Source organism: Acidobacteriota bacterium, from assembly GCA_016703965.1.
Taxonomy (GTDB): domain Bacteria; phylum Acidobacteriota; class Blastocatellia; order Pyrinomonadales; family Pyrinomonadaceae; genus OLB17.
This window is the reverse complement of the sequence record JADJBB010000002.1, coordinates 361,773-385,198: the sequence shown is the minus strand read 5'-3', so window position 1 is coordinate 385,198 and position 23,426 is coordinate 361,773. Positions and strand designations below refer to the sequence as shown.

Sequence of the window (23,426 nt, the reverse complement as noted above, 5' to 3'; positions counted from 1 at the left end):
TTGAAACGGTCAAGCAATTTCACGGGCAAAATGCTAAAATCGAAGTTTCCGGTCCGTATTTTATGTCCACAAACACCGATTCTGAAGCCAGTTCCCTGCCGGGATTCGATCCATCGATCCAGACAGAGAATATCGCTTTTGATCGAGCCGAAATGGTGCTCTGCTCAAGCTGCAAGAGGGCAAATCCGCCAAATCGTCTCAAGTGTCTTTATTGTGCGGGCGATCTGGATCTACCTAGCCAAAAAACGGCCGGGATAAAACTCGCTCTTAGAAAACTCGAATTCTGGGAACGCGGCGAAAATCTCATCCTCAAGCGAGTTTCCGACGCGGCTGATACCGAGAAGGCCGCGGTATTCCTATCCCTGGAACGTGAAGAATTCGATAAGATCGCCAACGCTCGCAGCCGCCTTCCGCTCGCGAGGGTCGGTAGTAATGGCGAAGCGAGAGCAGCGATAGAACATCTGAGCGCCTTGGGAGTCGAGTGTTTTTCAGTCTCGGACGAGTCCCTTAGGCTCGAAACGCCTAATATTCGCATAAGCGGGATCGAATTCCTACCCGGTGAGATCGGATTCAAGAACTTCAATACCGGGAAAATAGTTCACTTCCCAACCTACGAGGTCGCGCTTGTCGTGGAAGGGTTTATTAGCAGAACCAAGGTCGATCTTGTTGAGAAGCGGCAAATCAGGGGCGAATCAAGATTGATCGATCAAACGTCTATAGCGAGTGATGACCGAGTTTTAGATGTTTATCCCCGTGATCAAGTTATTGGATTCAGACTGAGCCCCGCAGGATTTGATTTTTCGTGTTTGGGCGAGAATAAGAGCCTTCTTGCCCGCGGAAACTGGGGACGGCTGATCGATCTTCTGAAAGCAAGGCTGCCGAGTGCTGAGTTCGTCTTTGACTATCCCAAGGTACGACAAGCTCTCGAATCAGCTTGGCCGATAGAATCTCTAGTTGGCACCAAGGGAATGGTACAAACCGGATTTGGGAAGCGCGAGTTTGGAAGTGTCGCTACTACCAGCAATCTCGAGCAATTCAACAAGTATTCGCGACTGCAAAGACATTTATATGAAACCAAAAAGTAGGGACTTCAGAGAAAAGGACCGTGGGCGAAGAACTCCCGAACGAGACAAACGCGAACGGCCGGCACCGTCGCCGCTTAAAACAAATGCGTCGCTTATTTACGGCCTGCTGCCGGTTCTCGAGGCTCTAAAGGCTGAAAATCGTCGCATCGACAAAGTGGTCATCGCCGACGGAGCAAGGGAACACCGCGTCTCAGAGATCATAGATCTCTGCCGTGACCGCTCGATCGCGTGGAACCGCGTTCCGAGAGAGACGTTTGCCAAGCATCTGGAGTCCGGCGTGAACCATCAAGGCGTGATCGCCTTCGTTGCGGCCGCGGACTATGTTTCGACCGACGAGATATTTGAAAACGCTAATAAAATCCCCTTGATCGTGGTGCTCGACGGTGTTGAAGACCCACGAAATCTTGGTGCTATCCTTCGCACTGCGGAAGGAGCGGGCGTCGACGGGGTGATCATTCCAGAACGCCGTGCTGTTGGCCTCAATGACACGGTCGCAAAATCCTCAGCCGGAGCGATCGAATATGTAAAGGTTGCCAAAACCGCCAACCTTAACCGCTTCATCGGAAAACTGAAGGAAAAAGATATCTGGGTGGTCGGCACGAGTATGGACACAGAGATGTCATATACCGATTGGGACTGGACTCGTCCGAGTGCCCTTGTGCTCGGCGGCGAGGGTGGCGGATTGCATCGCCTGGTTGCCGAAAACTGTGACGTTTTGGTAAAAATTCCGATGTATGGAAAAATAGATTCCCTGAACGTTTCGGTGGCTGCAGGCGTTATACTTTTCGAAGCACAGCGACAACGGTCGAAGGACGAGTAAATTTATGTTTTGCCCAAAATGCGGTGGCCAGAATCCTGAAGAAGGTAAATTTTGCAGAAGCTGCGGCACGGATCTAGGAAACGTATCAAGTGCGTTATCCCGCGATCCAGCTTCGGTCAGCCCGCAGCGGCTCCTCAATTCTAAGGGGAAGCCGATCAGTTACGAGAGTGCGATCACAAAGATGTTCTCCGGCGTGGCGTTCTTCGCCGTCGCGATCGCTTTGGCCTTTTCGATCGGAAAAGGTTGGTGGTTTTGGCTATTGATACCGGCATTTACCAGCCTAGGTGCAGGAATCGCACAGTATATTCAAATACGCCGGGCCGAAAAAGGACAGGTAGTTTACACGCCTGGCATCACCGCAAGCCTCGCCGCCGAATCGCCCAAATCAGGCCTCCCTCCTCAGCAGGCAACTTGGGTCGCCCCGGAATCACGCTATAAAACCGGTGATCTCGTACCGCCGAGCGTTACCGACAACACAACGCGGCATTTGGAGATGGATTCCGAAGGCAAGACTATGACGCTGCCGAAGCAGTAGCGGTCATTTTTTTCTCAAGCTCATTTTGTGGCCGCTGAGACGCTCTAGCATTCGCAAATAGTTTCTAGGGAACAGCCTGGAGATGATGCTTATGGCTTTAGCGTCTTTCCCGATCAATATCCGCGGCTCGTTCGACTTGATTCCTCCAATTATCACCTCGGCAGCGGTTTCTGAGGTAGTTTTTGCTACGCGGTCAAAAAACTTGACTCCCTGTTGCTTCCATTCGGGCGGTGTTCCTTCTCCCACGCGTGAATTGCGGGCAATATTCGTCAGGATCCCGCCGGGATGAACGCACGAAACCGAGATGTTTGAATCAGCCAGTTCGTGCCTCAGGCTCTCAGTAAATCCACGCACCCCAAATTTCGCCGAACAATAGGCAGTCTGCTCCTCAGGAGCGATCATTCCGAAGACGCTGGAAATATTTACGATATGGGCCGCATCCTGCTGCTTAAGGAGAGGCAAAAAGACCTTGCATCCATAGATAACGCCCCAGAAATTAATGCCCATCAGCCACTCAAAATCCTCGAGTGAGATCTGTTCAAATGTTCCGATCACACCTACTCCAGCGTTATTAACAAGGTGCGTAACGCGGCCGTGTTTGGCAACTACATCGTCCGCGAGTTGCTTAACGTGATCCAGTTTCGACACGTCGGTTATGTGAACGGAAACCGGAACGCCCATCTTTTCGATCGCTGCCTGGGTCACCGCCAAACCTTCCGCATTTACATCAGAAATTGCCACGCCGGCAATTCCATCGGCCGCTAGCCTGATCGCGAGAGCCTGACCGATGCCCGATGCCGCTCCTGTAACAACGGCTACTGAATCCTTTCTAAGCGTCATACGATCACCTCTTAACGACTTGTCGGGCGTTGCCGGAATTGCGGTTTACGTCAAAAACGCGAAGCGTGACGATATATTCGCCTGCTGCGGTCGGCACCTCAACTGCGTAAGTCTCGCTCGGCGAATCTGATATGCCATCGTCAGCGTAAACTGGCTTCCAATCGCCGCCGTTGATACTGTATTCAGCGCGGATCAAGTAGCTCGCCTTGTCGGTCGCTGTGAAAACAACCTTTCCGCCTGAAGCGATTCCGGCTGTCACAGTTGGCGGCGTGTTGTCGATATCGATCGGCTCGGTTGTCTTTTCACCCGATAACGCCGTCGAAGCTGGATTTGAAGAATTATCGCGGGCCACAACCTTAAAAATATATCTCCCGTCGGCTAGAGACTGGCCGTCGATCGCGAGGAAATTATCCGTCATTTCCCCACGGAGTAATTTGAAGTCAGCGTCGCCGGTCTCCTTGTAATATACGTCGTAGATCAGTTTGTCGCCATTGCGGTCCTCGGATGTCCATTGAAGCGAGGTTGCACCGCGTTGATAGACTTTTCGCGGTGGGACTGCGACAACCGGAATACCGAAGGTCGCTGGTTCCATTCCGTTCAACTCGATATTCGGATCGATCTGGATGGGCGGATTTGCCGCAAGGCCGACGTTGGTTGGCAAAGCTTGAATAGAAAGGACCTCTGGAGCGATATTTCTGGAAACAAAAGCGAGATTTACTTCGCTTACATTTGCGTTGCCCGCCCTAAGAAGCGTCCTCCACTGAATGAACCGTGCCTTTGGGCTCGCGATCTGAGCGCCTTTTTGATCCGACAAAGCCGTGCTCCATCCGCTCCAGGTCTCGTCAGGTTTTTCCGTATTCCCCGAACGCGTCTGGATCGTCACATTACCACTCGATCGCCACCAAATCCGTCCCCACGACGCTGTTCCTTTCGCATCGAGGACGGCGGAATCATAAATTCCCTCGGCAACCGTTTCCGGCCCAAACTTATAGAGCGAGCCTTGATTGCTCGAGGTTGCCAGCAAATTTTTACCATCGTTGCGGATCGTCGAGATCTGATTTGCGTCAGTCTGCAAAGCCAGCGTTTCGCTGCCATTGTTAGAGACACTGTAAATCCGTCCTTTATCCGAAGTTCCGAGAAGAACACCGCTTCCGTTTGCATGAGCATAAAGCGAAAAGGCCGTAACCGCCGGCGAAGCCCAAATAATATCGGTGCTGCCGTCTGGCAAAATACGATAAACAGCACTTTTGGCAGCAGTGAGATCGTATCGGCTCTTTGCCGGAGTTTCCGGCGTGGCCGGATTTGGTTTTTCGACTGAAACTGTCTTGTTTTCCGGGGTCGCGGCTGGCGTTGCGGCAGCGTCGGTTTTTGGGGCTGATGCAGATTCACCCAACGCGAGCACATAGACCGAACCGTCGGGACCGATGGCCATATCATGAATTTCGCGTAGCGATGAATCCAGCAGGCCGAACGGCTTTCCGTCCGCTCCAAATTTCATAACGATCCCGCTCGAATCGGTTCCGGCGTAAAGATTTCCCTGTTTGTCGGCGGCAAGCGAGATTATATGTGTTTCGCTTGTATCGAACAGCATCGACGACTCCGGCGAGGCGTTCGCCGACTTTACTTTATAGATCTTTCCACCATCGCCCGTTCCAACTGCGAGGCTGCCATCCGCAAGAACAGCGAGCGACCAGATGTATTTGTCCTTCGGCGAGAAGTAAACATCCGCCTTTCCGCTCGCATCGAGGCGATAAACTTTGCCGTCCGGCGAGGTCGCGGCAAAGATCTCGCCGCTCTTTCCGACCGCCATCGCGGAAACGTTCATCTCGGCGAGATCGGCAAGCAATGTACCTTTTCCGGCAACATCAACCTTAAATACCTTTCCGTCGCCGCCCGTGCCAAGATAGACATTTCCAGCCGCATCGACCACGGACGACCAAATAAAAGCCTGATCGGTCTTAAATGTTTCTGTAAGTTTTGGCGACAACGAGATCGTGCCGTTTTGGTCGATCGAAACGCCGCGGGCATCGCCCCTGAGCACATCGGCGCGCGAATTTACGGACCAGATGAGCGGCTCGCTGGCAAAGATTTTGGTGGAAAGAAAAGCTGCAACAAGAAGGACGAAAAAGAAATTCTTCATTTGACGATCGATAAGGGTTCGCTAATTTAGGACGTTGATTATGATAACAAATCCGCGTCCGATCAGGCGTTTCTTAGTTGATCGTTTTGTGTTTTGTTTTCGGCTGCTGGACAGGCACGGCCGAGCGGCCTTCGAGAAATTTTAATGCGTCGCGGAGATCTTCGGCATCACCGGTGATCAATCTCGCACTTCGCTCCCGGGTCAAATATGCCCAGAACCAGGCGAACATTACCGCCAGCCGGTTGCGAAAACCGATCAAAAAGAAGACGTGCAGAAAAAGCCACATCATCCACGCGATAAAGCCCCTAAATTTAAAGCCCGAAAGCTGAGCTATAGCCTTTCGACGGCCAATGGTCGCCATCGTTCCTTTGTCCCAGTAGACAAAATTCTCTCGCGGTTTCCCTTTCAGATCACGTAGAATATTTGCCGCCGTCGCATCGCCCATCTGCATCGCCGCCGGGCTTACTCCGGGAACGGGTTCGCCGCTTTCTTGCAAAAGCGAAGCCATGTCGCCGATCACGAAAACGTTTGGAAAGCCTTTCAACGATAGATCTTTCTCAACAAGTACACGCCCCGCCTTGTCCGTCTCGACCCCAAGTGCCTTGCCCAATGGTGAAGCAGCCACGCCCGTCGCCCAAAGCACGACGTCACAGTCGATCCAGTTTTCTCCAACTTTCACCCTACCGGCATCGATCTTGGTCACAAAACTGTTGAGATGAACCTCAACACCGAGCGATTCAAGCTGCGATTTTGCACTTTCCGAGAGGTCTTTACCGAATGAACCGAGGATCTTGTCAGAGCCCTCGTAGAGCATAACGTGGGCATCGCGTGTATCGATGGCCTTGAAATCTTTAGCGAGAGCTTTTCTCGCGATGTCCGCGATCGCACCTGCAAGCTCAACCCCCGTTGGCCCGCCGCCGACGACAACAAAATTAAGCTGCTTCTGCACGCCCGTGAGATATGCCTGACTTTCTGCTAGTTCGAATGCCAGCAACACGCGACGGCGTATCTCGACCGCGTCTTCAAGAGTTTTTAACCCCGGAGCGGCAGTTTCCCATTCATCATGGCCAAAATACGAATGCCTTGCCCCGGCCGCAATGATCAAATAATCGTATTCGATCTCAGCACCGTCGATCAGCGTAACCTTTTTCTCTTTCTTATCAAATCCAACCGCCTCACCAAGAATGACCTCAATGTTCTCAGCCCAGTGCAATATCCGCCGGATCGGCTGCGCGATCTCGCCCGGACTCAGCACCGCAGTCGCCACCTGATAAAGCAGCGGCTGGAAAACGTGATGATTTTTCCGGTCGATCAATGTCACCTGCACCGGCTTATTCGCCAAGGCCTTAGCTGCCCAAAGCCCGCCGAAACCGCCGCCGATGATCACAATTTTAGGCTTATGATCCATATTCGCTGCCTCAGTATGTAAGGCGTTAAGAGAAAAGTAAAAGTAGCAGGACTGGAGGGTGAGAAGGATGCTCATCATCAAGTCAGTTTCCGATATATCGCGAATACAAGGCCCGTGCGGCGGAAATATCATCAGTTCCCTTCACGATCGCCCTACCATCCGCAAAAATCGTCATCTCGCGACCGTTCGACAAAAACCGTACCAAATATTCGTTTTGCTTTACTTCACCCAATGATCCGAGCTTCGATGCCAGACCTTCAAGGTCGATTAGAGTAGGCTTCGGCGGGGCGATCTGTACGGCATCCCTACCGCACAACACTGCCGAGAATTCCTGCGTTTCCGGATCGAGAAACTCGAAGATTCGCTGACCGCACGTCTTGCAGTCCGCATCCGGTTCGCCAAGTCTAATTCGCTGTCTCTCGTTCGCCCACACGTCAAATTGCATCAGCGAACCGTGCAGCGATTCGAGATCGCCGACCAATATTTTCAACGCCTCGGCGACCTGAGTCGCTGAAACGGTTGCAATTATCGGCATTATCACACCGGTCGTGTCGCAAGTCGGTGACGAACCCGCATCGGGCAGTTCGTCAAAAATGCACCGCAAGCACGGGGTTTTGCCCGGAATTATCGTCATGGTCGTACCGTAGCTAGAAACCGCGGCACCGTAGATCCAGGTCACGCCATTCTTTACGCACGCATCATTGAGCAGATACCTGACCTGAAAATTATCCGTGCCGTCGATGACCAGATCGCAGCCGTCGATCAGCGTTTCAATGTTCGAATAATTAACGTCGACGATAACCGCGTCTACATCGATCTCGGAATTGATCTCGTAAATTCGATTTTTTGCAGCAATAGCTTTGGGAATTCGCTCGAGCGCATCGCTTTCTCGGAACAAAGTCTGCCGCTGTAGATTAGTAAATTCGACGAAATCGCGGTCAACGATACGCAACTTACCGACTCCGGCGCGAGCGAGCATTTCAGCATGCGAAGCTCCAAGAGCTCCACAGCCGACAAGAAGAACGCGCGAATTCAAGAGCCGTTCCTGTCCGGCTCTGCCTATCTCACGAAACAAAATTTGTCGGCTATAACGCTCGTTCATTATGGCAGATCGCTGAAATTCAGCTTCCTGATCCTCTTAGAAGAAACCCATTCGTCCCACTCTTTTCCATAACCGATATAGGTCACAAAATGCGAACCGCCTTTCACGGCCAGCACCGTCGCCTTGTACCAATCGCCTTTCCATTCGACCTCGACGGTCGTGCCTTTGGCATATTGTACCGTTTTCGAGCGGCGGATCTTGTCTTCTGTGACCCACTCGTCGTCGGTAGTTTCGTAGCCGTAATAATGGACCTTCTGCTTGCCGCCCTTGGAATCGACAATAAATCCGCGATACCAACCATCAACGCTGTAAGCCTCGACGCGTTCGCCAACCCGATTCGAAGTCGAAGATTCAGCCTTGCTCAGCACGATCTGCGGATCAAACTTGCCCGTAAATGCAATTGTCGCGACCTGCTCCTCGCCGAAAAGCATATCTTCCTTGGAATTCTCGCCAAGTTCGGCGAACGTGATCGTACCGTCGCGGTCTTTATCTACAAATGAGGCTCCGTTAAATGCAGAAATAAGCGATTCGGTGAATGTCCAGTTGGATGTCGAAAGTTGGCTCGCGAGCGATGACGCGAGAACGCCGTAGGAAATCCTTCGCGGTTTTCGCCTGACCGCATCTGCCATGGCTCCTGAGTAGCAGTTATCTAATGCAATGATCGCGTGTGAACCTTTGAAGTTCTGCTCGATCGCATCCGGTACCGTATCGAACTTCCAACCCTTGATACTCTCATTTACGTCGTAGGTTGCGAGATAAGGGACGCCGTCGTCGGTCTTATAACCGTGGCCCTCGAAATATACAAAGACCCAATCGCCCGGAGCAGGCTTTTTAAGGAACTCAGCAAATTTTTGTTCGACAACTGCAGTCTTCGCTGCCGAATCCTGCAAATAGACGATCTGCTCGGCCGGAACGCCGCGAGATTTGAGCGTGTCGCGAAGTAAAGTATCTTTTCGGTTATTCTTGGGGAACGACGAGAATGTTTCCTTATCTTTCCACTCGACGAGGCAGACAAAGAATGCCCAGCTGCGTTTCGCGTTCCATTCTTCGGCAGCTTTGGCCGACGACGATGCCGACAGGAAGATCAATGTAATAAAGATCGATGATGCGAAACGTGTGACGGAGATTCTTTTCATATTTTCAGGCGGCTGCTAGATATCGAACAACCGTCTGACGAAAGTTCTGGTTCCTGAGTTGGCTGGATCTTCAAGAAAGCCGCTGAGACCTGTGCGATTTGCCTGCATTGCGAGTCGCCGCTGTTCGTCGCGCAGCCTCTCGCGTTCCTGCTCAAGCTCGTTTCGCTCACGCTGCCTGGCGATCTCCATTCCGCCTTTCTGAACAAATTCGATGATCGCCGGAAGTTCATCTGCATCGAACCAAATGCCGTGTTTTTTACAAATATCAACAATAACTCCCGACGCTTTTGCGAAATTGCTGCGATTCATCAGTTGCCCGCAATCCGGACAAGGCACATAGCTTACCTTTGTCTGCGGCTGGCTGATCGCCCGCCGTTCGTCGAGAAATCCAAGGACCGCCGATTGACGTTCGCGATCTGCACAAATAGTTTCGAACGTTACAGCGTCCAGCCACAACCCGTCGCATTTCGTACACCCACGAAGCTCCGTTTCCCCGATCTGCAGCGGTTCAAGATCGCGTCGGCAACGCGGACAATCGCCCGATGTCTCGTCTAAACCGACCTCGATCGGTGCCGCGATCGCTCCACAATGGCCGCAAAACTTAGTTCCAACGAACATCAACCCAAAACACGATGGACAGCCAACGGTCTTGAGCCGAGTTTTGCAAAACTCGCACTGCGGCCGATCGCTCTGGACGCCGGCACCGCAATTTGGACAATTTAGAGCTTCAACGGTCATTTATTCAGTTCTGCGAATCTGGCAAGTATCAGTTGTTTCATTTGTTCTACAGGAGCGGGCTTTCCTGTCCAGATCTCGAACTGCTTCGCCCCCTGAGCCACCAGCATCTCCAGCCCGCCGATGGCCGGAATTCCCGCTTTTTTCGCTTCGCGAATGATCGGTGTATCGTATGGTTTCGTCACTAGATCGTAGACGAATTTTACATCTTTCAGCTGGTCCGCCGTAAATAGGGTTTCTTGCTCGTATGAGCCTGACATGCCTAGCGGTGTGCTATCAACCAATATTTCGATGTTCGCACTCGGCTTGAAATTTGAAATTAAGTTTATCGGTATCTCAAATTCATCTGCGAATGCCAGCGCCTTTTCGACATCTCGGACAAAAAGCTCAACCTCAGCCCCTTCTTCCTTAAGCGAATAAACGCAGGCTCGAGCCGCCCCCCCGGCGCCGAAAACAGCGACTCTTGCCCCAAGCAGATCACCATATTTTGCCTTCAAAGGGGTTATAAATCCGTGAGCATCAGTATTGTAACCAGTCAATTTTCCATCGTCACCAACCTTTACGGTATTGACCGCCCCGATTCTTGCCGCGATCGGATCAATGGTGTCAAGGTGCTGCATGATCGCTTGTTTGTGCGGCATCGTGACAGAAAAACCGCCGAAATTCAGCTCGACCTCACGTGTTTCCGGACGAACCATTCGACGCATGAACTCGTGGATATCTTTCACGAGGAACGGAATGAATACTCCATTAAACCCGACCGAAGCAAATGCCGGGTTGTGCATGAACGTCGACAGAGACTGTGAAACCGGATCGCCGAGAATACCATGCACTTTTGTGTCTCGATCGAGCTGTTTTACACGATAGAGTCCTATCAATTCCTCAGCATTCACTTGCCCGGGAGCAGTTTCACCGCCGGCGTCTAGCGAGGCGTAGGTTAAAAAAGCTCCGTGTGCGAGACCGAGAATGCGTGTCCATTTTCCCGCATCGCCCATCGCGATCGGAATCATCTTCTTGCCTTTAAGGCGGGACCGTTCGATCAGTTTCCAGATGCCGATGGTGTCTGTTATATCGCCTGCTGTTACCGCGATCTTAATGATGTCGAAATCAGACGCAGCGAGACGTTCGAAAATATCATTAAGATCTGCAGGCTCACCTGCAAAATCATGGTGCGACGCGATCCGGATGGAGCCGCCCCTGATCTCGTTCAAGATATCTTCCTCGAGATCTATGGCCCAAAACCTCGCTGCTTCCGCGTTCCAAAACGAAATCCGTTGGTCTAGCTTTGCTGCCCCGTTTCCGCCTTGTTCCGGCGCACGAAGGGTTGCGAGGATCGGCTTATCAAGTTTCAGATCTGAAATTTGAGATTCAAAAATGTCGAGCTGTTCGCCATCAAGGCAGTCTAAACGCACTTCTACAACATCCGCAAATTTCTCCGCCGATCTGATTCTCTCGATCATTTCATCCGCGGTTTTGGCACAAACCGAAACGCAGATCTTGCCGTCGATCATGTAGTCGTACTCTTTTGATTCATGACAAAACTCGCCGCTAAGACCAAACAGAAGATCACACAGATCGACGCGGCTATGACGATAACGGTATTGCCGCTCTGCTTGACCGCGATCGCCGTGGCAGCCCAGGCAACAGCCATTGGATAGAGATAATTTCTAAGCTGAAATCTCATGAACGCAGCCATCGCCGCCGCAACCACGAGAGCCGCCGCTCCGAGTAAGCTCCCGACGACGGGCGAAAGCTCAACGCCGAAATACTTCAACATGATGGCAAAATTAACTAGTGTCGCCGCCGTCACCCAGCCTGCATAAATGCCGAAAGCACCTTTTGTAAATATCGGCCCGCTTTGATCGGTCGATCGCGCAAATTGGATCAGGATCACTATCAATGTCACCAGTAACGCAAAGATAAGCCCGAAACAAAAAGCGATCTGTTCGCGATGCCAAAAATATATCCACGAACAATTCAGCACGCAGCTGATCACATACAGCGATCTGACGCTGCGAAACCGGACGAGATTTCGCGGCAACATCTGATAAACACTGAACGCGATCAGCGCGATGTAGATCAGCGACCAGATCGAAAAAGCATAGCCCGCCGGCGTCAGAACCGTGGGGTATTTGTCCGAAATAACTTCGGGGGTAATACCATTCACGTAGCCAGTCGCGGCAAGGCCGTTAAAAACGAGCGTACCAAGGGTCGCGACCAAAAGTAGGATCGACCGCATTCGATCCTGAGAATTTGCCGGAATTTCCATTCTCAAATTATCTCACTAATGGGATAAAACATCGGCGTTCAGCGTTGTCGAATTCACGTTTTCGTATGAAAATAACGGAAAACGTAAAGTTTTGTAAATGGCGATAGTGGCAAATAATAATAATACCAACCAAATAACCTGCATAAGCGTCATAAGAGCGTCTATGGCACTGGGATTGCCTTAAAAATAGACGGACGCACTTTCCCTCTTTCCCCGAAGGCGTAATTTTACGAAAGAGGAAAAAGAAAAAGCCATGAGAGTTATACAGAAGATCCTATTCACATTTGCTTTGGTCGCTGGCCTTTCGTTTGCGGCTTTCGCCCAAAAGGACGACAAAAAGCCAACTCCGCCAAAGCCGCAGCCGCCGGTCGTCAATCCGCAACCCAAAAACCCGCCGCCGAAGGAAAGTGAAAAGCCCAAGAAACCCGGCGGATCGATGGCGATCTGGAAAAACGAAGCTGGCGAAACTGCCTGACCCCAGTTTAACAATGAGACAACTGCCTGATCGAATACTCGATCAGGCAGCTTTTTTTGTTTCTACGAGCTTTCGAATAACCGATCTTCGAAATATCTGATAATCTTCTGAATATACCTATTCAGGAGATCAAAATATGTCAAGTTCGGCCGTCTCGTCTCGCCGCAGCGTGGTTTTAGCTGCATTACTACTATTGCTCTCAGTTCCTGCATTTTTGTTCGCACAATCCGTTGACGCTTCGCTCTATCAGAGTATGAAATGGCGAATGATCGGGCCGTTTCGAGCCGGCCGAACCGTCGGTGCCGTCGGCATTCCGTCTCAGCCAAATGTCTTTTTTATCGGCGTAAATAACGGCGGCGTATGGAAAACGACCGACGCCGGACGCACGTGGAAACCGATATTCGATGACCAGCCGACCGGTTCGATCGGAGACATCGCGATCGCTCCGTCAAATCCAAATGTGATCTACGTCGGCAGCGGCGAGGGCCTGCAGCGCCCCGACCTTTCGACCGGCGACGGCATGTACCGATCAAGCGACGGCGGCAAAACGTGGACGCATCTCGGGCTTCGCGAAGGCCAGCAGATCGCCGGCATTACGGTTGATCCAAAGGACGAGAACCGCCTCTTCGTCGCTGTCCTCGGCCATCCTTACGGGCCGAATGAAGAACGCGGCGTTTACCGCTCGACCGACGGCGGCAAGACATTTCAGCGTGTTCTCTACAAAGACGAAAATACGGGAGCATTTCAGGTCGAGATCGATCCAAAGAACTCAAACATCATCTATGCAGACATGTGGGCCGGACGCCAGGGACCGTGGGAAAACGGAGCCTGGCAGGGCAAGGAAAGCGGCCTGTTCAAGTCAACCGACGGTGGAAATACGTGGAATAAACTCACGAAAGGCCTGCCCACGATCGAGCAAGGCCTCGGCCGTATCGGCTTTACGATCTCGCGTTCGAATCCGACGGTTCTTTACGCCACGGTCGATGCTCAGGCGAAGTTTGCCGGAGTTTATCGCTCAAATGATTCCGGCGATAGCTGGACGTTGTTGAATGGCGACCCACGTTTGTGGGGCCGCGGGAGCGATTTTGCCGAGATCCGTGTCCATCCGAAAGACCCTGAAACTGTATTCGTCGCGAATGTTGCGTCCTTCAAATCAACGGACGGCGGTAAGACATTCGAGGGGCTGAAAGGAGCTCCTGGAGGCGACGATTATCACCGCATCTGGATCAATCCCGAGCAACCTGAGATCATGCTCTTCGCGGTCGATCAGGGGGCAACGGTCACTGTCAACGGCGGCGAAACCTGGTCGAGTTGGTACAATCAGCCGACCGCTCAGTTCTACCATGTGAATACAGACAATTCGTTTCCCTACCGCGTTTGCGGGGGACAGCAGGAAAGCGGCTCGGCGTGCGTGAAGTCTCGAGGCCACACAGGCGCGATCGGAGCATGGGACTGGGAAACCGTCGGCGTCGAGGAATATGGCTACGTCGCGCCCGACCCACTCGACCCCGACATCGTTTATGGAGGCAAACTTACACGGTTCGACCGCCGTACGCGGCACGTTCAAAACATCGCTCCCGAGGCTGTACGGACCGGGAAATACCGCTTCCTGCGAACGGCGCCGGTCATTTTTTCAGAGGTTGACAAGAAAAGTCTTTTCTACGCTGGGAACGTGATCTTCAAGACCACGACCGGTGGGCAGAGTTGGGAAGTGATCAGCCCTGATCTTTCGCGTGAGAAGTGGGATGTGCCTGAAAACGTCGGCATTTATAAAACAAAAGAGATGGAAACGATGCCGCGGCGAGGCGTTGTTTACACGGTCGCTCCATCATACAAGGACCTCGCCACGATCTGGGCCGGGACCGATGACGGCTTGATCCACGTCACCCGCGATGGCGGCAAGAATTGGGCAAATGTCACTCCGCCCGAACTTAAATCATGGGCAAAGGTCTCGCTCATCGACGCCGGGCGATTTGACGCCAATACAGCGTACGCGGCGATCAATACGTTCCGTCTCGACGACCTACGGCCTCACATTTTCCGCACGCATGATGGCGGTAAAACCTGGAAAGAGATCGCCAAAGGCCTGCCGAATGGCGGCATTGTTAACGTGGTTCGCGAAGACCCGATCCGCAAAGGATTACTCTACTGCGGTACCGAACAGGCAGTCTATTTCTCGACCGACGAAGGCGACAACTGGCAGCCGCTGCGTCTCAACATGCCCGCAACCTCGATCCGGGATCTGGTTGTAAAGGACGATGATATCGTCGTCGGAACGCACGGACGTTCATTCTGGATCCTCGATGATGTAACACCGCTCCGTCAACTAAATGCCGGCACAAAAGGCGAGAACGCGGTACTTTTTGCTCCACAGAGGGCAACCCGCGTGAAACGCAGCCTGCACACCGACACGCCGTTCCCTCCCGAGGAACCGGCCGGCCAGAATCCGCCGGACGGAGCGATCATCAATTACTATTTGAAGTCACCAGCCAAATCCCCGGTGGTTTTGGAGATAACCGATGCCGCGGGCAAACTCGTCCGCCGCTTTGCCAGCGATGACAAACCGCTTGCCGTTGACCTGAAAAGAATCAATCCGCCGCCGTATTGGATCCGCCCGTTCGAACCGCTCAAGAACGAAGCGGGAATGCAGAGGTTCACGTGGGACCTGCTATATCCAAATCCGCCTGCCGACAGCTACGACCTGCCGATCTCGGCGATATACAAGGACACTCCATGGACGCCGCAGGGCCCAGCAGTTCTCCCCGGCGTTTACACGGTCAAGCTAACTGTCGACGGCAAAAGCTTTACCCAGAAGTTGAATGTCCGCATGGACCCGCGTGTGACAACCTCAACTGCGGGGCTTAGGCAGCAGTTCGATCTCTCGATCCAGGCTTATGAGGGAATTATCCGCGCGAGGAACCTTACGGCTGAAGTAACAAAGCGGATCGCCGATCTCGAAAGAACGCAGCCGACGAGCTCTGAACTTGCGAAGTTGAGGGCCATGATCGGAGGCGGCCAACAGCGAGTCGGCGGTGCCGGAGAGCCCGTGCCGGTGGATGACTTTCCACTTGGCAGGCTTGCGGGTGCCTTCACTCAACTCCTCGACCTGTTGCAGGACGCCGACGTAGCACCGAGCACGCAGGCAGTGGCCGCGGCAAAAGACCTTCAGGCCGCATTGGCAAAGGCCGAAGCTGCCCGAACGGCAGCCTCGGCCGGTGGACGCTAATAACTCGTCCTTCTTCTATCCAAGCAAGTCTATCGCGGGCTTAGTTTCCGCGATAGACTTTTTTTCATTTTACCGGCGGCAATGCCGGCTGCGGAAACGGGATCTTTCCGGCGTTTTTAGGCGGCAATGCCATGAGCATGCCTTCCTTTACCTCGCGGCTGGTCCACGGACGTCCGAAGAGCGTTCCTTCGCGGATAGCATCGGCATCGAACCTGCCGTCGAATGCGTTCGGGTTCGGAAAGTAAGTTTCGACGAAATACCGTCCCGGTCCAAGATTTAGAGATCCTGTGGTTGCCGGATCTTGTTCCGGATGGCGCTGGATATGTCCATTCGGCAGGACCGTGAAACGCAGATCGCGAACAACCTCACCCGCGATCCTTATTTTCAAGCTCCATTTGCCCGGATGGTCGACGAGCCACATCCAGTTGGCATTACCCGCAGTTTCCGATTTCGGCCCCCAGATCAGCCTCGGCCGAAAGACAACGAGATATACGTTATTCTTGTTTATTACTCGGTCATTCGCGGCTTTGACAAAGAACGCCTCCTCCTGGTCGAACGTCGTGATCGATTCGTGGTTTTGTCCCGCGTCAAATTCATCCGATGGCGGCACTATTTTGCCGTCGACCTCGATGCGATATGTTATATCCTTCAAGATCGAGTCGTGCGGGAGATTCATCCACGTGTATATCCAAACAGACGGGCTTTGACTGCTGAGCTGCTGACGCTCGACAAGGTAGCTAAATCCGAGAAGATCACCGTAATCTGTACCATACTTCCAGACATTTTTACTGTTTTCGTAGTCAACCAAGCGAAGAACGTTGAATTTTCGAACTGCCAGCGGCGTGGTCGTCGCGGCGAGATCGTTCACGTATTTGAAGGTCGCTGTGAACTGGCCGACCGCGGTCATAAGATCTTTTGTGTCGTCGCCGCGAAAGTCCCAGTCTTCAAACCAGGTTTCTCCGCGATTGCCTCTTAGCGGAGCTCGAAATGTTCGGACCGATTTCCCGGCTTGCGCGAGCTCGATAGTCACGGCATCGCCGGAATTGGTGCGTCCCAGTATCCGACCGCTAATGATCGGCGTCCAACCTACATATTGATTCACTCCACTGACCATGTTCCGCTGACTCATGGCCTTGAACTCCAGCGGTGCATCGGCCATTGTTGGTGCCTGAGCAGCCGCAGCCTTGTAAGGATCTGCGTCCTGTCCGGCGGCCAGCCCAATGAAGGCGATCACCGATAAAACCGAAATTGAGAGCAATCCGCGGGAGAACGTTAGGAGCAGTGAACGATGTTCAGATTCTTCCTTCATAATAACTCCTTGGCTGTGCCGATCAGAGGGATCTATGCGATTCAGTCCATATATTCAAACGCAAAAGCCGTGCCTGCCATTAGCTCTATTGAACGCGATAATTAAGAAGATCGGACAGGAATCTGCGTGGGATTTCTCACACAAACTGCGTATTAGTTCCCAACTCAGAGCGCAAAAAACCTCCAGCCATAACCGGAGGCCCTTCACAAAATAAGGCACCGATCGACCTGATCGATCATTTTCACATACTTCGAACGCGGCTTGGAACATTGCCAAGCTGTATCACTTTCTTCACGGGATGAGCTTTGCCGATGGTCAAATTGGTATCGAAGAAATTCCACGTCGTTAGGCCGTCTTCGCTTTCCGGTTCGAGAAGATAGAAAACGAGACGGCCGAGCGGCTGCGCGGTTCTGACCAGAACAGTCCCAGAGGGAAATGCCGTCTTTGCTGAGCTGTATTTTCCGGTTACCTTTGCTTCAAGATGGCCCTGGAATGGTCGTGCGGCTTTGGTCATCGTTTCGACGGTAAAGGTCTCGGCATCGAGGCTTGTTCCGCTCGTCAGTTCCTCGACCTTGATGCCGTGCTGCAGCAATTTGTCGACGATCGCTTTGTCGTAAGCAAAAACGTAGGCTTTTGGCACTTTGACGCTGCGGGTTGCGGCGAACATTCCGATGTCATCGATCAACATCGGTGTGATCTTGTCCTCGAGCATCGCGGTCATGTCTTTGCCATTACGCGGGTTTTTGATCTTTTCGACATCGCCGACGAGGATCTCGACCTGCTTCGGCAGAGCTTTCGGCTGAAAGGCAACGCCCATTTCGCCAGGGTCGCTGCTCTTCAGCTTTTTGACGGTGTCTTCGTCGATCGTTCTAACCATCTGCTTCATCGCGGCACCGTTGGCGACGCTGAAGTTCAGGATCTCTTCCACAAAGCTCTCGGTCACCTCAACGCGCCGTTTGAACGGCAGATAGCTGTACGCTTCTGAAAGAATGGTAAATCTGTTGCGAAGACCCGCGTAATTCTGTCCGATGCGAGGCTGATGTGTAAACGCTTCCCACACAGCCTTTTCGCCTTCCTTCGGCTTGTTCGAAAAGCCCTTGAAGTTGCCGTAATAATAGCTGCGGAATTTATGGTCTTTCAGCAATGCGGCGGCGATCGTTGGCATCATTTTGTCTCGTTGATAATCGAGAATTCGCTGATCGGTGTTCGGATTGAGCGGCTGCGAATACGTCAAATGATACGCGTGATACGAACCGTTCGTCGTGTGCAGATCAACGCTCAAGACCGGATCCCAGGCCGTGTAAAGGGCAACGAGAGCCTTTGCCTCAGGTGATTCGAGCTTTATGTAATCGCGGTTGAGATCAAGATTCTGCGAATTCTCACGAACACCGACTCCGGCGACCGGGCCGTATTGAGCCGTGCGGTTGTTGAGGCTGAATTTTTCGTTACCGTCGGCATTGTAGATCGGAGCGAGCAGGATCGTCAGCTTCGAGAGCATCGGTTTCAGGTCGCCGAAAAGCAGGCGACGAGCGACAGCCTGAACCGCCTCTTTCCCCTCGACCTCGCCGGCGTGGATGTTCGCGAAAATAAAGATTATCGGCTTCCCTGCCGCCTTTGCCTGTGCGACCGTCGCAACCGGCGGATCCGAAAGCACCATCAGCGGCAGCTTTCGCCCCTCGAACGACGTGCCAAAATCGGAAACGCTCACCAGCCTACTGCGTTTTTGCAGCTCCCCAATGAACGCCTGCACATCGACATAAGTACTGGTTTCTTCGTAATTCGTTGCCTCAGCCTTCGACTTGAGATCGGCAGGAACCTGAGAAAAGACAACCGCAGGCACGATGGCAAGCATGAAAAGAACAAATAGTCGTCGCATTATCACGTGAGTTTTCTCCTGATTGTCAGAAACTTTTCGATAAGTTTAGCAGACAAGGTGGGCTTTCAGCTCCAGCGGAGCGGACATTTCTAGAAAGCGACAGCTTTCATGTTGTGGAAAAGAATAGAACACGGATAAAACGGATTTTCCGGATTCACACAGATCAAAAATTCATATCCGTGTAAATCTGTCCTGATCTGTTAAATCTGTGTTCTATTTCCGACTGGCACTAAACCCGAGATCGATTTCGATCTATTTCACCCGCTTCCTAGTAATCACAACAACCTCTTTCCCCCCAAACGCGGTTTCGGCGACGGTCACGCCAACGAATTTCTGGGTCGGGTCGGTGATCGTGTTTAACTCTTTTTCCATCGTCGACGTTTTGTTGGTCGCAAAAAGTATGTATTCGTACTTCGGATTTTCGGTGACCGACAGATCCTTTTCGAGGATCGTTACCACCTCTTTTCCGCCAAAGGTCGTTTCGAATACGGCTTGCCCTTTGTACTCATAGCCCATGTTCCCATATTCCTGCAGTTCCTTCTGCATCGTCGAGGTCTTGTTGGTGGCGAGCAGCTTGTATTTGAACTTAGGTTTCGCGTCGCCGGTTGACGAAAGTATCGCCACCGTCTCCTTCCCGCCGAACATCGTTTCGCCGCCGTTAAATCCCTCGAATCGAAAGCCGATCTCCGCCGCCTGATTCAACTCTTTTTCCATGGTCGACGTTTTATTTGTCGCCAGCAACTTAAACTTGGACTGAGCCGAAGCAGCGGTCTGTATCGCACATATCAGGCCGAGGCAAAAACATATCGTTAGTATTTTTTTCATACTCATAATTCCTTTCCCTTTCATATTCTATTAAACATTGCAGCCATGCATTGCCTGCTATTCTAACGGAAGTTCGAGCAAAACGGGGAAAGCGGCGAAGCTGATTAGCAACGGAAGAGTGAACCGAAAGGCTGTTTGCTGTCACAGATAAGACTACTCGCGACAAAGATGAGTTGCACGAAAGGCCATTTCGCCCCAGACAAAAAAAACGGACATCGCGAAATGTCCGTCCTTATCCAGAAAATGGTGCCGTCTACAAGATTTGAACTTGTGACCTATCGCGTGTGAAGCGAGTGCTCTACCACTGAGCTAAGACGGCTTTTGATATTTATTTAGATGCTCGGGTCGTCAGCTTTTGCGGGTCGATTTTCGTCGGTTCCCTTGATGCTGCTGAGATTCGAGTCGACGTAGAAATGTCGGGTTCCGGTTGCCGAAATACCCTCAGCGACCTGCGGATCGGCATTGATCGAGTACGAAGAAGGTACACTGGAGGATGACGGAACGACGGTCATTCTGAACACATAACCGTTTACAACTGGATTTTCTCCTTTGAACTTCTCATCCAGACTGACCTTTGCGATCAATTCGTCAAATGTTGCGAAGTTGCCTTTGTTTCGCGATGCGTATTGGGCTTGAAACTTTCTGAGATTTTCGACACTCTGCGCCGCTGTGGTCTCATTTCCCGAGCGAATGACAGCCTGCCAGGCGATGCTGCCGACACCGATGAGCAGGCCGATGATCGCGATAACGATCATAAGCTCAATAAGGTTAAAACCGCGTTGATCTTTAAGACGGACTCTTAGATTTTTCATAGAATTCTTTATTTCCTCACCGCTTTCAACACGAAAACGTTTGCCTTTTGTTTCAAAAGTTTAATTTGTTTTGGTGTGAATTTCAATGACTGGAGAGCAAGCGTCCCGCTTGCCTGTCTTGAATTCGGACGATCAAATGGTCAAAAACTCCGCCTGTGGCAAGCCGGACGCTTGCTCTCCAGTCATTTTGCAACTTTTTGGTGCGGTGGTTGTTTCTAATCGGGTAGAATAGTTTATACAGCCAAGACGCTGACGCATTAAATGAGAGATTGGATCGTAACAGAAATAACACAAGCGGGTGAGGGCGTTGCTCTCGATTTCGATCCGGCGGCTAAGGTCGCCAGGCTCCAGGCGACGATCGAGAATGTCATTCGCGGTAAATCCGAGACCGTGAAATTCGCTTTGATCGCTCTGCTCGGCAAGGGCCATCTGCTGATCGAGGACGTTCCGGGGATCGGGAAAACAACGCTCGCTAATTCGCTCGCCCGGGCTCTCGAACTTTCATTTCAACGAATTCAGTTCACGTCGGACCTGCTTCCGTCGGATGTCATCGGGCTTTCGATGTTCAATCAACGGAGCGGCGAATTTGACTGGAAGCCCGGGCCGATTTTTTCAAACATCGTCCTCGCGGACGAGATAAACCGCGCGACGCCTAAAACCCAATCCGCTTTGCTCGAAGCGATGGCGGAGGAACAGGTCACGGTCGAGGGATTCACGCGGCGTCTTCCGGCTCCGTTCATCGTAATTGCAACGCAAAACCCGTCCGAACATCACGGCACCTATCCGCTGCCTGAATCGCAGCTCGACCGCTTTATGCTGCGGCTGCACATCGGTTATCCGAGCATTGCGGACGAGCGGCAGCTGCTTCGCGACCGCGAGGGCCGCGATCCGCTGAACGTCATCGAATCGGTAATGTCACGTGACGAGCTTCTGAAACTTCAGGAACTAGTCGGCCGCGTCCGGTTTGACGATGCTCTGATCGATTATTTATTGCAGATCGTCGATCACACGCGAAAGGCGGAATCGCTGGAACTCGGCGTCAGCCCGCGCGGCACGCTCGCCCTTTTCCGCTCAGCTCAGGCCCTCGCCGTTATCGAGGGTCGCGATTACTGTATCGCCGATGACATCAAACGGCTTGTAGTTCCCTGCTTCGCTCACCGCGTAATAGTAAATTCGCGTATAAACACCGTCCGCAGCCGAACCCGTGAAGCGGAGGCGATCCTGCAGGAAATATTGCAAAAGGTAAGCGTGCCGATCTGACTGGAGCGCAAGCGTCCCGCTTGCCAGTCGCCGAGCTTCGATGGCGGCGTCTTAACCGGTTAGTTTAACGATTTCTAATTCAGCACGTGCAAGCAGGGGTGCTTGCACTCCAGTCAATGAATCTCAAACTAGCCAGCCAACTCTTCAGCTTACGTGATCTGCGAAATGCAATTCTGGGCATTATTGTGGTTTTCGGCGGCCTTGGATTGTCGGGTCTGACGCTCTATGCACATCAGCTAGGTGATGTGCGGCTTGCCGCGATCGCCGCTTCAGCGTCGCTGGTTTTCGTTTTGCTGATCCTTGTTTTTATCGTGCCGCCGCTTGCTCGAAACGCGGGGCGCGAAGCCTCGCAGATGAATCTGCCGTTCGAGTTTACGACAGGCGGAGCCGTTGTTTTGGTTCTGATCCTGATCGTCGGATTCTCGGCTTGGAACACGGGAAATAATCTGCTCTTCTTGGTGCTCGCGTTTTTGCTTGCCGCGATGGTGGTGGGATTTTTTGCGGGCAGCCTTTGTTTGAAAAGACTGGACGTGACGATGCGTTTTCCCGAGACGATCTTCGCGGGTGAGCCGACCCCGATCCTCGTGAGCATGAATAACCGCAAGCGCCTGCTGCCGGCGTTCTCGGTCGTCGTCGAGGTTCGCGGCCGCGAACGCGAGCGCTCGGTTGCCGCCGACCACATCGATGCGATCTTTCCGAAATGGATCGCTAAACGGCTCAGTCAGGCACCGGTCGTCCGCCGAACGCTGAATCATTTCGTTTATGTGGCGGCCCGCGAATCTGTCGAGGCAAAAACCGAGCATATTTTTCCGAACCGCGGCCGGCTTTCGATCAAAGATTTCGAACTTTCGACCAAGTTCCCATTTGGCTTTTTCCGCCATCGTCGTCGGTTACCGGCACGCGAGGCCGAGCTGATCGTCTTTCCAAGGATCACGGACGTTTCGCCCGAGATCGATAATGTTCCCCTCGATCTTGGACGCCGTGTTTCAAATAAACGCGGCAGCGGCCAGGACCTGCTCTCGCTTCGAGGCTACCAACCGCACGACGATCTTCGCCGCATCGACTGGAAGGCCACGGCCCGAACACGCCAGCTGACTGTTCGCGAATTCGCCGCCGAAGACGAAAAGCGGGTAACTCTGATCTTCGATCCCGAAATCCCGGATGACAGCGACCAAGCACCTATTCGCGACAAAATTGCGGCAGAGCAAGCCGGCAAGCCCGTGGTTCTTTCGGGTCGATTCGAAGCTGGCGCCAGCCTCGTCGCGTCGCTTCTCGCGAGGTTCATAAATGAGAATGCCGACACGCGGCTCATCATCGGTGATGACACCGGCGAACTTGGCAGCGGCCGTGCTCACCTGCACGAATCGCTAAAACGCCTCTCACTCACGGTGCCGCTCCTTATCAAAGCAGAAACTTCCGCAGAACCTAGGCCCGATCTCGAACGTATGCTCAGTGGATCCGACGACAGCCACTTTGTCCTCGTCACGGCTAATGGGACGCGTGGAATATCGGCGGAACTGCTTCAAAGATTGAAAATAATTGGCTTTTAAGCGAAAATTCTTGTCACAAGTAA

The 23,426-nt window shown here is 52.5% G+C and carries 19 protein-coding genes and 1 tRNA gene; 7 read left to right on the top strand and 13 right to left on the bottom strand.

Features of this window, described 5'->3' with window-relative positions:
• The first annotated feature begins 62 nt into the window (after positions 1-62).
• From IPG22_01785 to IPG22_01775, 3 genes are read left to right on the top strand one after another with little or no spacing between them, the layout of a single operon-like run.
• On the top strand, positions 63-1,085 hold the full coding sequence (locus IPG22_01785) for a hypothetical protein (GenBank protein ID MBK6587041.1): 1,023 nt from the start codon (positions 63-65) through the stop codon (positions 1,083-1,085).
• The gene (gene rlmB / locus IPG22_01780; protein ID MBK6587040.1) at positions 1,069-1,905 is read left to right on the top strand and encodes a 23S rRNA (guanosine(2251)-2'-O)-methyltransferase RlmB; all 837 of its coding nucleotides are present in this window, start codon (positions 1,069-1,071) and stop codon (positions 1,903-1,905) included. Before IPG22_01785 ends, rlmB begins: the two co-directional genes overlap by 17 nt.
• A 4-nt stretch (positions 1,906-1,909) precedes the next feature.
• On the top strand, positions 1,910-2,440 hold the full coding sequence (locus IPG22_01775; protein ID MBK6587039.1) for a hypothetical protein: 531 nt from the start codon (positions 1,910-1,912) through the stop codon (positions 2,438-2,440).
• A 3-nt stretch (positions 2,441-2,443) separates the two neighbouring features.
• Here IPG22_01775 and IPG22_01770 read toward each other — a convergent pair whose 3' ends face one another.
• The 8 genes from IPG22_01770 to IPG22_01735 form a co-directional block, all read right to left on the bottom strand.
• Positions 2,444-3,280 carry an SDR family oxidoreductase gene (locus tag IPG22_01770; protein MBK6587038.1) on the bottom strand — a complete coding sequence of 279 codons (837 nt, stop codon included), beginning with the start codon at positions 3,278-3,280 and terminating at the stop codon, positions 2,444-2,446.
• 4 nt (positions 3,281-3,284) lie between these two features.
• Positions 3,285-5,420 (bottom strand): hypothetical protein, encoded by a 2,136-nt coding sequence (locus IPG22_01765; protein ID MBK6587037.1) that lies wholly within the window; start codon positions 5,418-5,420, stop codon positions 3,285-3,287.
• A gap of 73 nt (positions 5,421-5,493) precedes the next feature.
• Positions 5,494-6,828, bottom strand: coding sequence for an NAD(P)/FAD-dependent oxidoreductase (locus IPG22_01760; protein MBK6587036.1), 1,335 nt, complete (start codon positions 6,826-6,828; stop codon positions 5,494-5,496).
• A gap of 82 nt (positions 6,829-6,910) precedes the next feature.
• Positions 6,911-7,930: a ThiF family adenylyltransferase gene (locus IPG22_01755; GenBank protein ID MBK6587035.1), complete on the bottom strand. Its 1,020-nt coding sequence runs from the start codon at positions 7,928-7,930 to the stop codon at positions 6,911-6,913.
• The gene (locus IPG22_01750; protein MBK6587034.1) at positions 7,930-9,066 is read right to left on the bottom strand and encodes a caspase family protein; all 1,137 of its coding nucleotides are present in this window, start codon (positions 9,064-9,066) and stop codon (positions 7,930-7,932) included. The genes IPG22_01755 and IPG22_01750 overlap by 1 nt, the downstream gene beginning before the upstream one ends.
• A 15-nt stretch (positions 9,067-9,081) precedes the next feature.
• Positions 9,082-9,804: a zf-TFIIB domain-containing protein gene (locus IPG22_01745; protein MBK6587033.1), complete on the bottom strand. Its 723-nt coding sequence runs from the start codon at positions 9,802-9,804 to the stop codon at positions 9,082-9,084.
• Positions 9,801-11,312 (bottom strand): shikimate dehydrogenase, encoded by a 1,512-nt coding sequence (gene aroE, locus IPG22_01740; protein ID MBK6587032.1) that lies wholly within the window; start codon positions 11,310-11,312, stop codon positions 9,801-9,803. The genes IPG22_01745 and aroE overlap by 4 nt, the downstream gene beginning before the upstream one ends.
• Entirely contained in the window at positions 11,309-12,070 is a 762-nt protein-coding gene (locus IPG22_01735) for a tryptophan-rich sensory protein (protein ID MBK6587031.1), read from the bottom strand. Before IPG22_01735 ends, aroE begins: the two co-directional genes overlap by 4 nt.
• A 253-nt stretch (positions 12,071-12,323) precedes the next feature.
• Between IPG22_01735 and IPG22_01730 the strand changes: the two genes are divergently transcribed.
• Together IPG22_01730 and IPG22_01725 are read left to right on the top strand one after the other, a co-directional pair.
• Entirely contained in the window at positions 12,324-12,545 is a 222-nt protein-coding gene (locus IPG22_01730; protein MBK6587030.1) for a hypothetical protein, read from the top strand.
• Positions 12,546-12,681: 136 nt separating this feature from the next.
• Entirely contained in the window at positions 12,682-15,771 is a 3,090-nt protein-coding gene (locus tag IPG22_01725; GenBank protein ID MBK6587029.1) for a glycoside hydrolase, read from the top strand.
• Between the two features lie 64 nt (positions 15,772-15,835).
• Here IPG22_01725 and IPG22_01720 read toward each other — a convergent pair whose 3' ends face one another.
• The 5 genes from IPG22_01720 to IPG22_01700 all read right to left on the bottom strand — a co-directional run bounded on the left by IPG22_01720 (position 15,836) and on the right by IPG22_01700 (position 20,593).
• A complete protein-coding gene (locus tag IPG22_01720; GenBank protein MBK6587028.1) occupies positions 15,836-17,080 on the bottom strand; it encodes a hypothetical protein in 1,245 nt (414 codons plus the stop codon).
• Positions 17,081-17,321: 241 nt separating this feature from the next.
• Positions 17,322-18,956, bottom strand: a complete 1,635-nt coding sequence (locus IPG22_01715; protein ID MBK6587027.1) for a hypothetical protein — start codon at positions 18,954-18,956, stop codon at positions 17,322-17,324.
• A gap of 252 nt (positions 18,957-19,208) precedes the next feature.
• Positions 19,209-19,781 (bottom strand): hypothetical protein, encoded by a 573-nt coding sequence (locus IPG22_01710; GenBank protein MBK6587026.1) that lies wholly within the window; start codon positions 19,779-19,781, stop codon positions 19,209-19,211.
• 244 nt (positions 19,782-20,025) lie between these two features.
• Positions 20,026-20,100: transfer RNA gene (locus IPG22_01705), tRNA-Val, on the bottom strand.
• 13 nt (positions 20,101-20,113) lie between these two features.
• Complete coding sequence (locus IPG22_01700) at positions 20,114-20,593, bottom strand: prepilin-type N-terminal cleavage/methylation domain-containing protein (GenBank protein ID MBK6587025.1); 480 nt, start codon at positions 20,591-20,593, stop codon at positions 20,114-20,116.
• 261 nt (positions 20,594-20,854) lie between these two features.
• On the opposite strand from IPG22_01700, the gene IPG22_01695 reads away from it, so the two are divergent.
• A complete protein-coding gene (locus tag IPG22_01695) occupies positions 20,855-21,853 on the top strand; it encodes a MoxR family ATPase (GenBank protein MBK6587024.1) in 999 nt (332 codons plus the stop codon).
• Between the two features lie 116 nt (positions 21,854-21,969).
• Positions 21,970-23,403, top strand: coding sequence for a DUF58 domain-containing protein (locus IPG22_01690; protein ID MBK6587023.1), 1,434 nt, complete (start codon positions 21,970-21,972; stop codon positions 23,401-23,403).
• The last annotated feature ends 23 nt before the right edge of the window (positions 23,404-23,426 follow it).

What these genes read in the sequence shown, in the direction of transcription:
- IPG22_01785 (MBK6587041.1), top strand. Translation starts at nt 63, where the DNA reads ATGTCCACAAACACCGATTCTGAAGCCAGTTCCCTGCCGGGATTCGAT.
- rlmB (MBK6587040.1), top strand. Translation starts at nt 1,069, where the DNA reads ATGAAACCAAAAAGTAGGGACTTCAGAGAAAAGGACCGTGGGCGAAGA.
- IPG22_01775 (MBK6587039.1), top strand. Translation starts at nt 1,910, where the DNA reads ATGTTTTGCCCAAAATGCGGTGGCCAGAATCCTGAAGAAGGTAAATTT.
- IPG22_01770 (MBK6587038.1), bottom strand. Translation starts at nt 3,280, where the DNA reads ATGACGCTTAGAAAGGATTCAGTAGCCGTTGTTACAGGAGCGGCATCG.
- IPG22_01765 (MBK6587037.1), bottom strand. Translation starts at nt 5,420, where the DNA reads ATGAAGAATTTCTTTTTCGTCCTTCTTGTTGCAGCTTTTCTTTCCACC.
- IPG22_01760 (MBK6587036.1), bottom strand. Translation starts at nt 6,828, where the DNA reads ATGGATCATAAGCCTAAAATTGTGATCATCGGCGGCGGTTTCGGCGGG.
- IPG22_01755 (MBK6587035.1), bottom strand. Translation starts at nt 7,930, where the DNA reads ATGAACGAGCGTTATAGCCGACAAATTTTGTTTCGTGAGATAGGCAGA.
- IPG22_01750 (MBK6587034.1), bottom strand. Translation starts at nt 9,066, where the DNA reads ATGAAAAGAATCTCCGTCACACGTTTCGCATCATCGATCTTTATTACA.
- IPG22_01745 (MBK6587033.1), bottom strand. Translation starts at nt 9,804, where the DNA reads ATGACCGTTGAAGCTCTAAATTGTCCAAATTGCGGTGCCGGCGTCCAG.
- aroE (MBK6587032.1), bottom strand. Translation starts at nt 11,312, where the DNA reads ATGATCGACGGCAAGATCTGCGTTTCGGTTTGTGCCAAAACCGCGGAT.
- IPG22_01735 (MBK6587031.1), bottom strand. Translation starts at nt 12,070, where the DNA reads ATGGAAATTCCGGCAAATTCTCAGGATCGAATGCGGTCGATCCTACTT.
- IPG22_01730 (MBK6587030.1), top strand. Translation starts at nt 12,324, where the DNA reads ATGAGAGTTATACAGAAGATCCTATTCACATTTGCTTTGGTCGCTGGC.
- IPG22_01725 (MBK6587029.1), top strand. Translation starts at nt 12,682, where the DNA reads ATGTCAAGTTCGGCCGTCTCGTCTCGCCGCAGCGTGGTTTTAGCTGCA.
- IPG22_01720 (MBK6587028.1), bottom strand. Translation starts at nt 17,080, where the DNA reads ATGAAGGAAGAATCTGAACATCGTTCACTGCTCCTAACGTTCTCCCGC.
- IPG22_01715 (MBK6587027.1), bottom strand. Translation starts at nt 18,956, where the DNA reads ATGCGACGACTATTTGTTCTTTTCATGCTTGCCATCGTGCCTGCGGTT.
- IPG22_01710 (MBK6587026.1), bottom strand. Translation starts at nt 19,781, where the DNA reads ATGAAAAAAATACTAACGATATGTTTTTGCCTCGGCCTGATATGTGCG.
- IPG22_01700 (MBK6587025.1), bottom strand. Translation starts at nt 20,593, where the DNA reads ATGAAAAATCTAAGAGTCCGTCTTAAAGATCAACGCGGTTTTAACCTT.
- IPG22_01695 (MBK6587024.1), top strand. Translation starts at nt 20,855, where the DNA reads ATGAGAGATTGGATCGTAACAGAAATAACACAAGCGGGTGAGGGCGTT.
- IPG22_01690 (MBK6587023.1), top strand. Translation starts at nt 21,970, where the DNA reads ATGAATCTCAAACTAGCCAGCCAACTCTTCAGCTTACGTGATCTGCGA.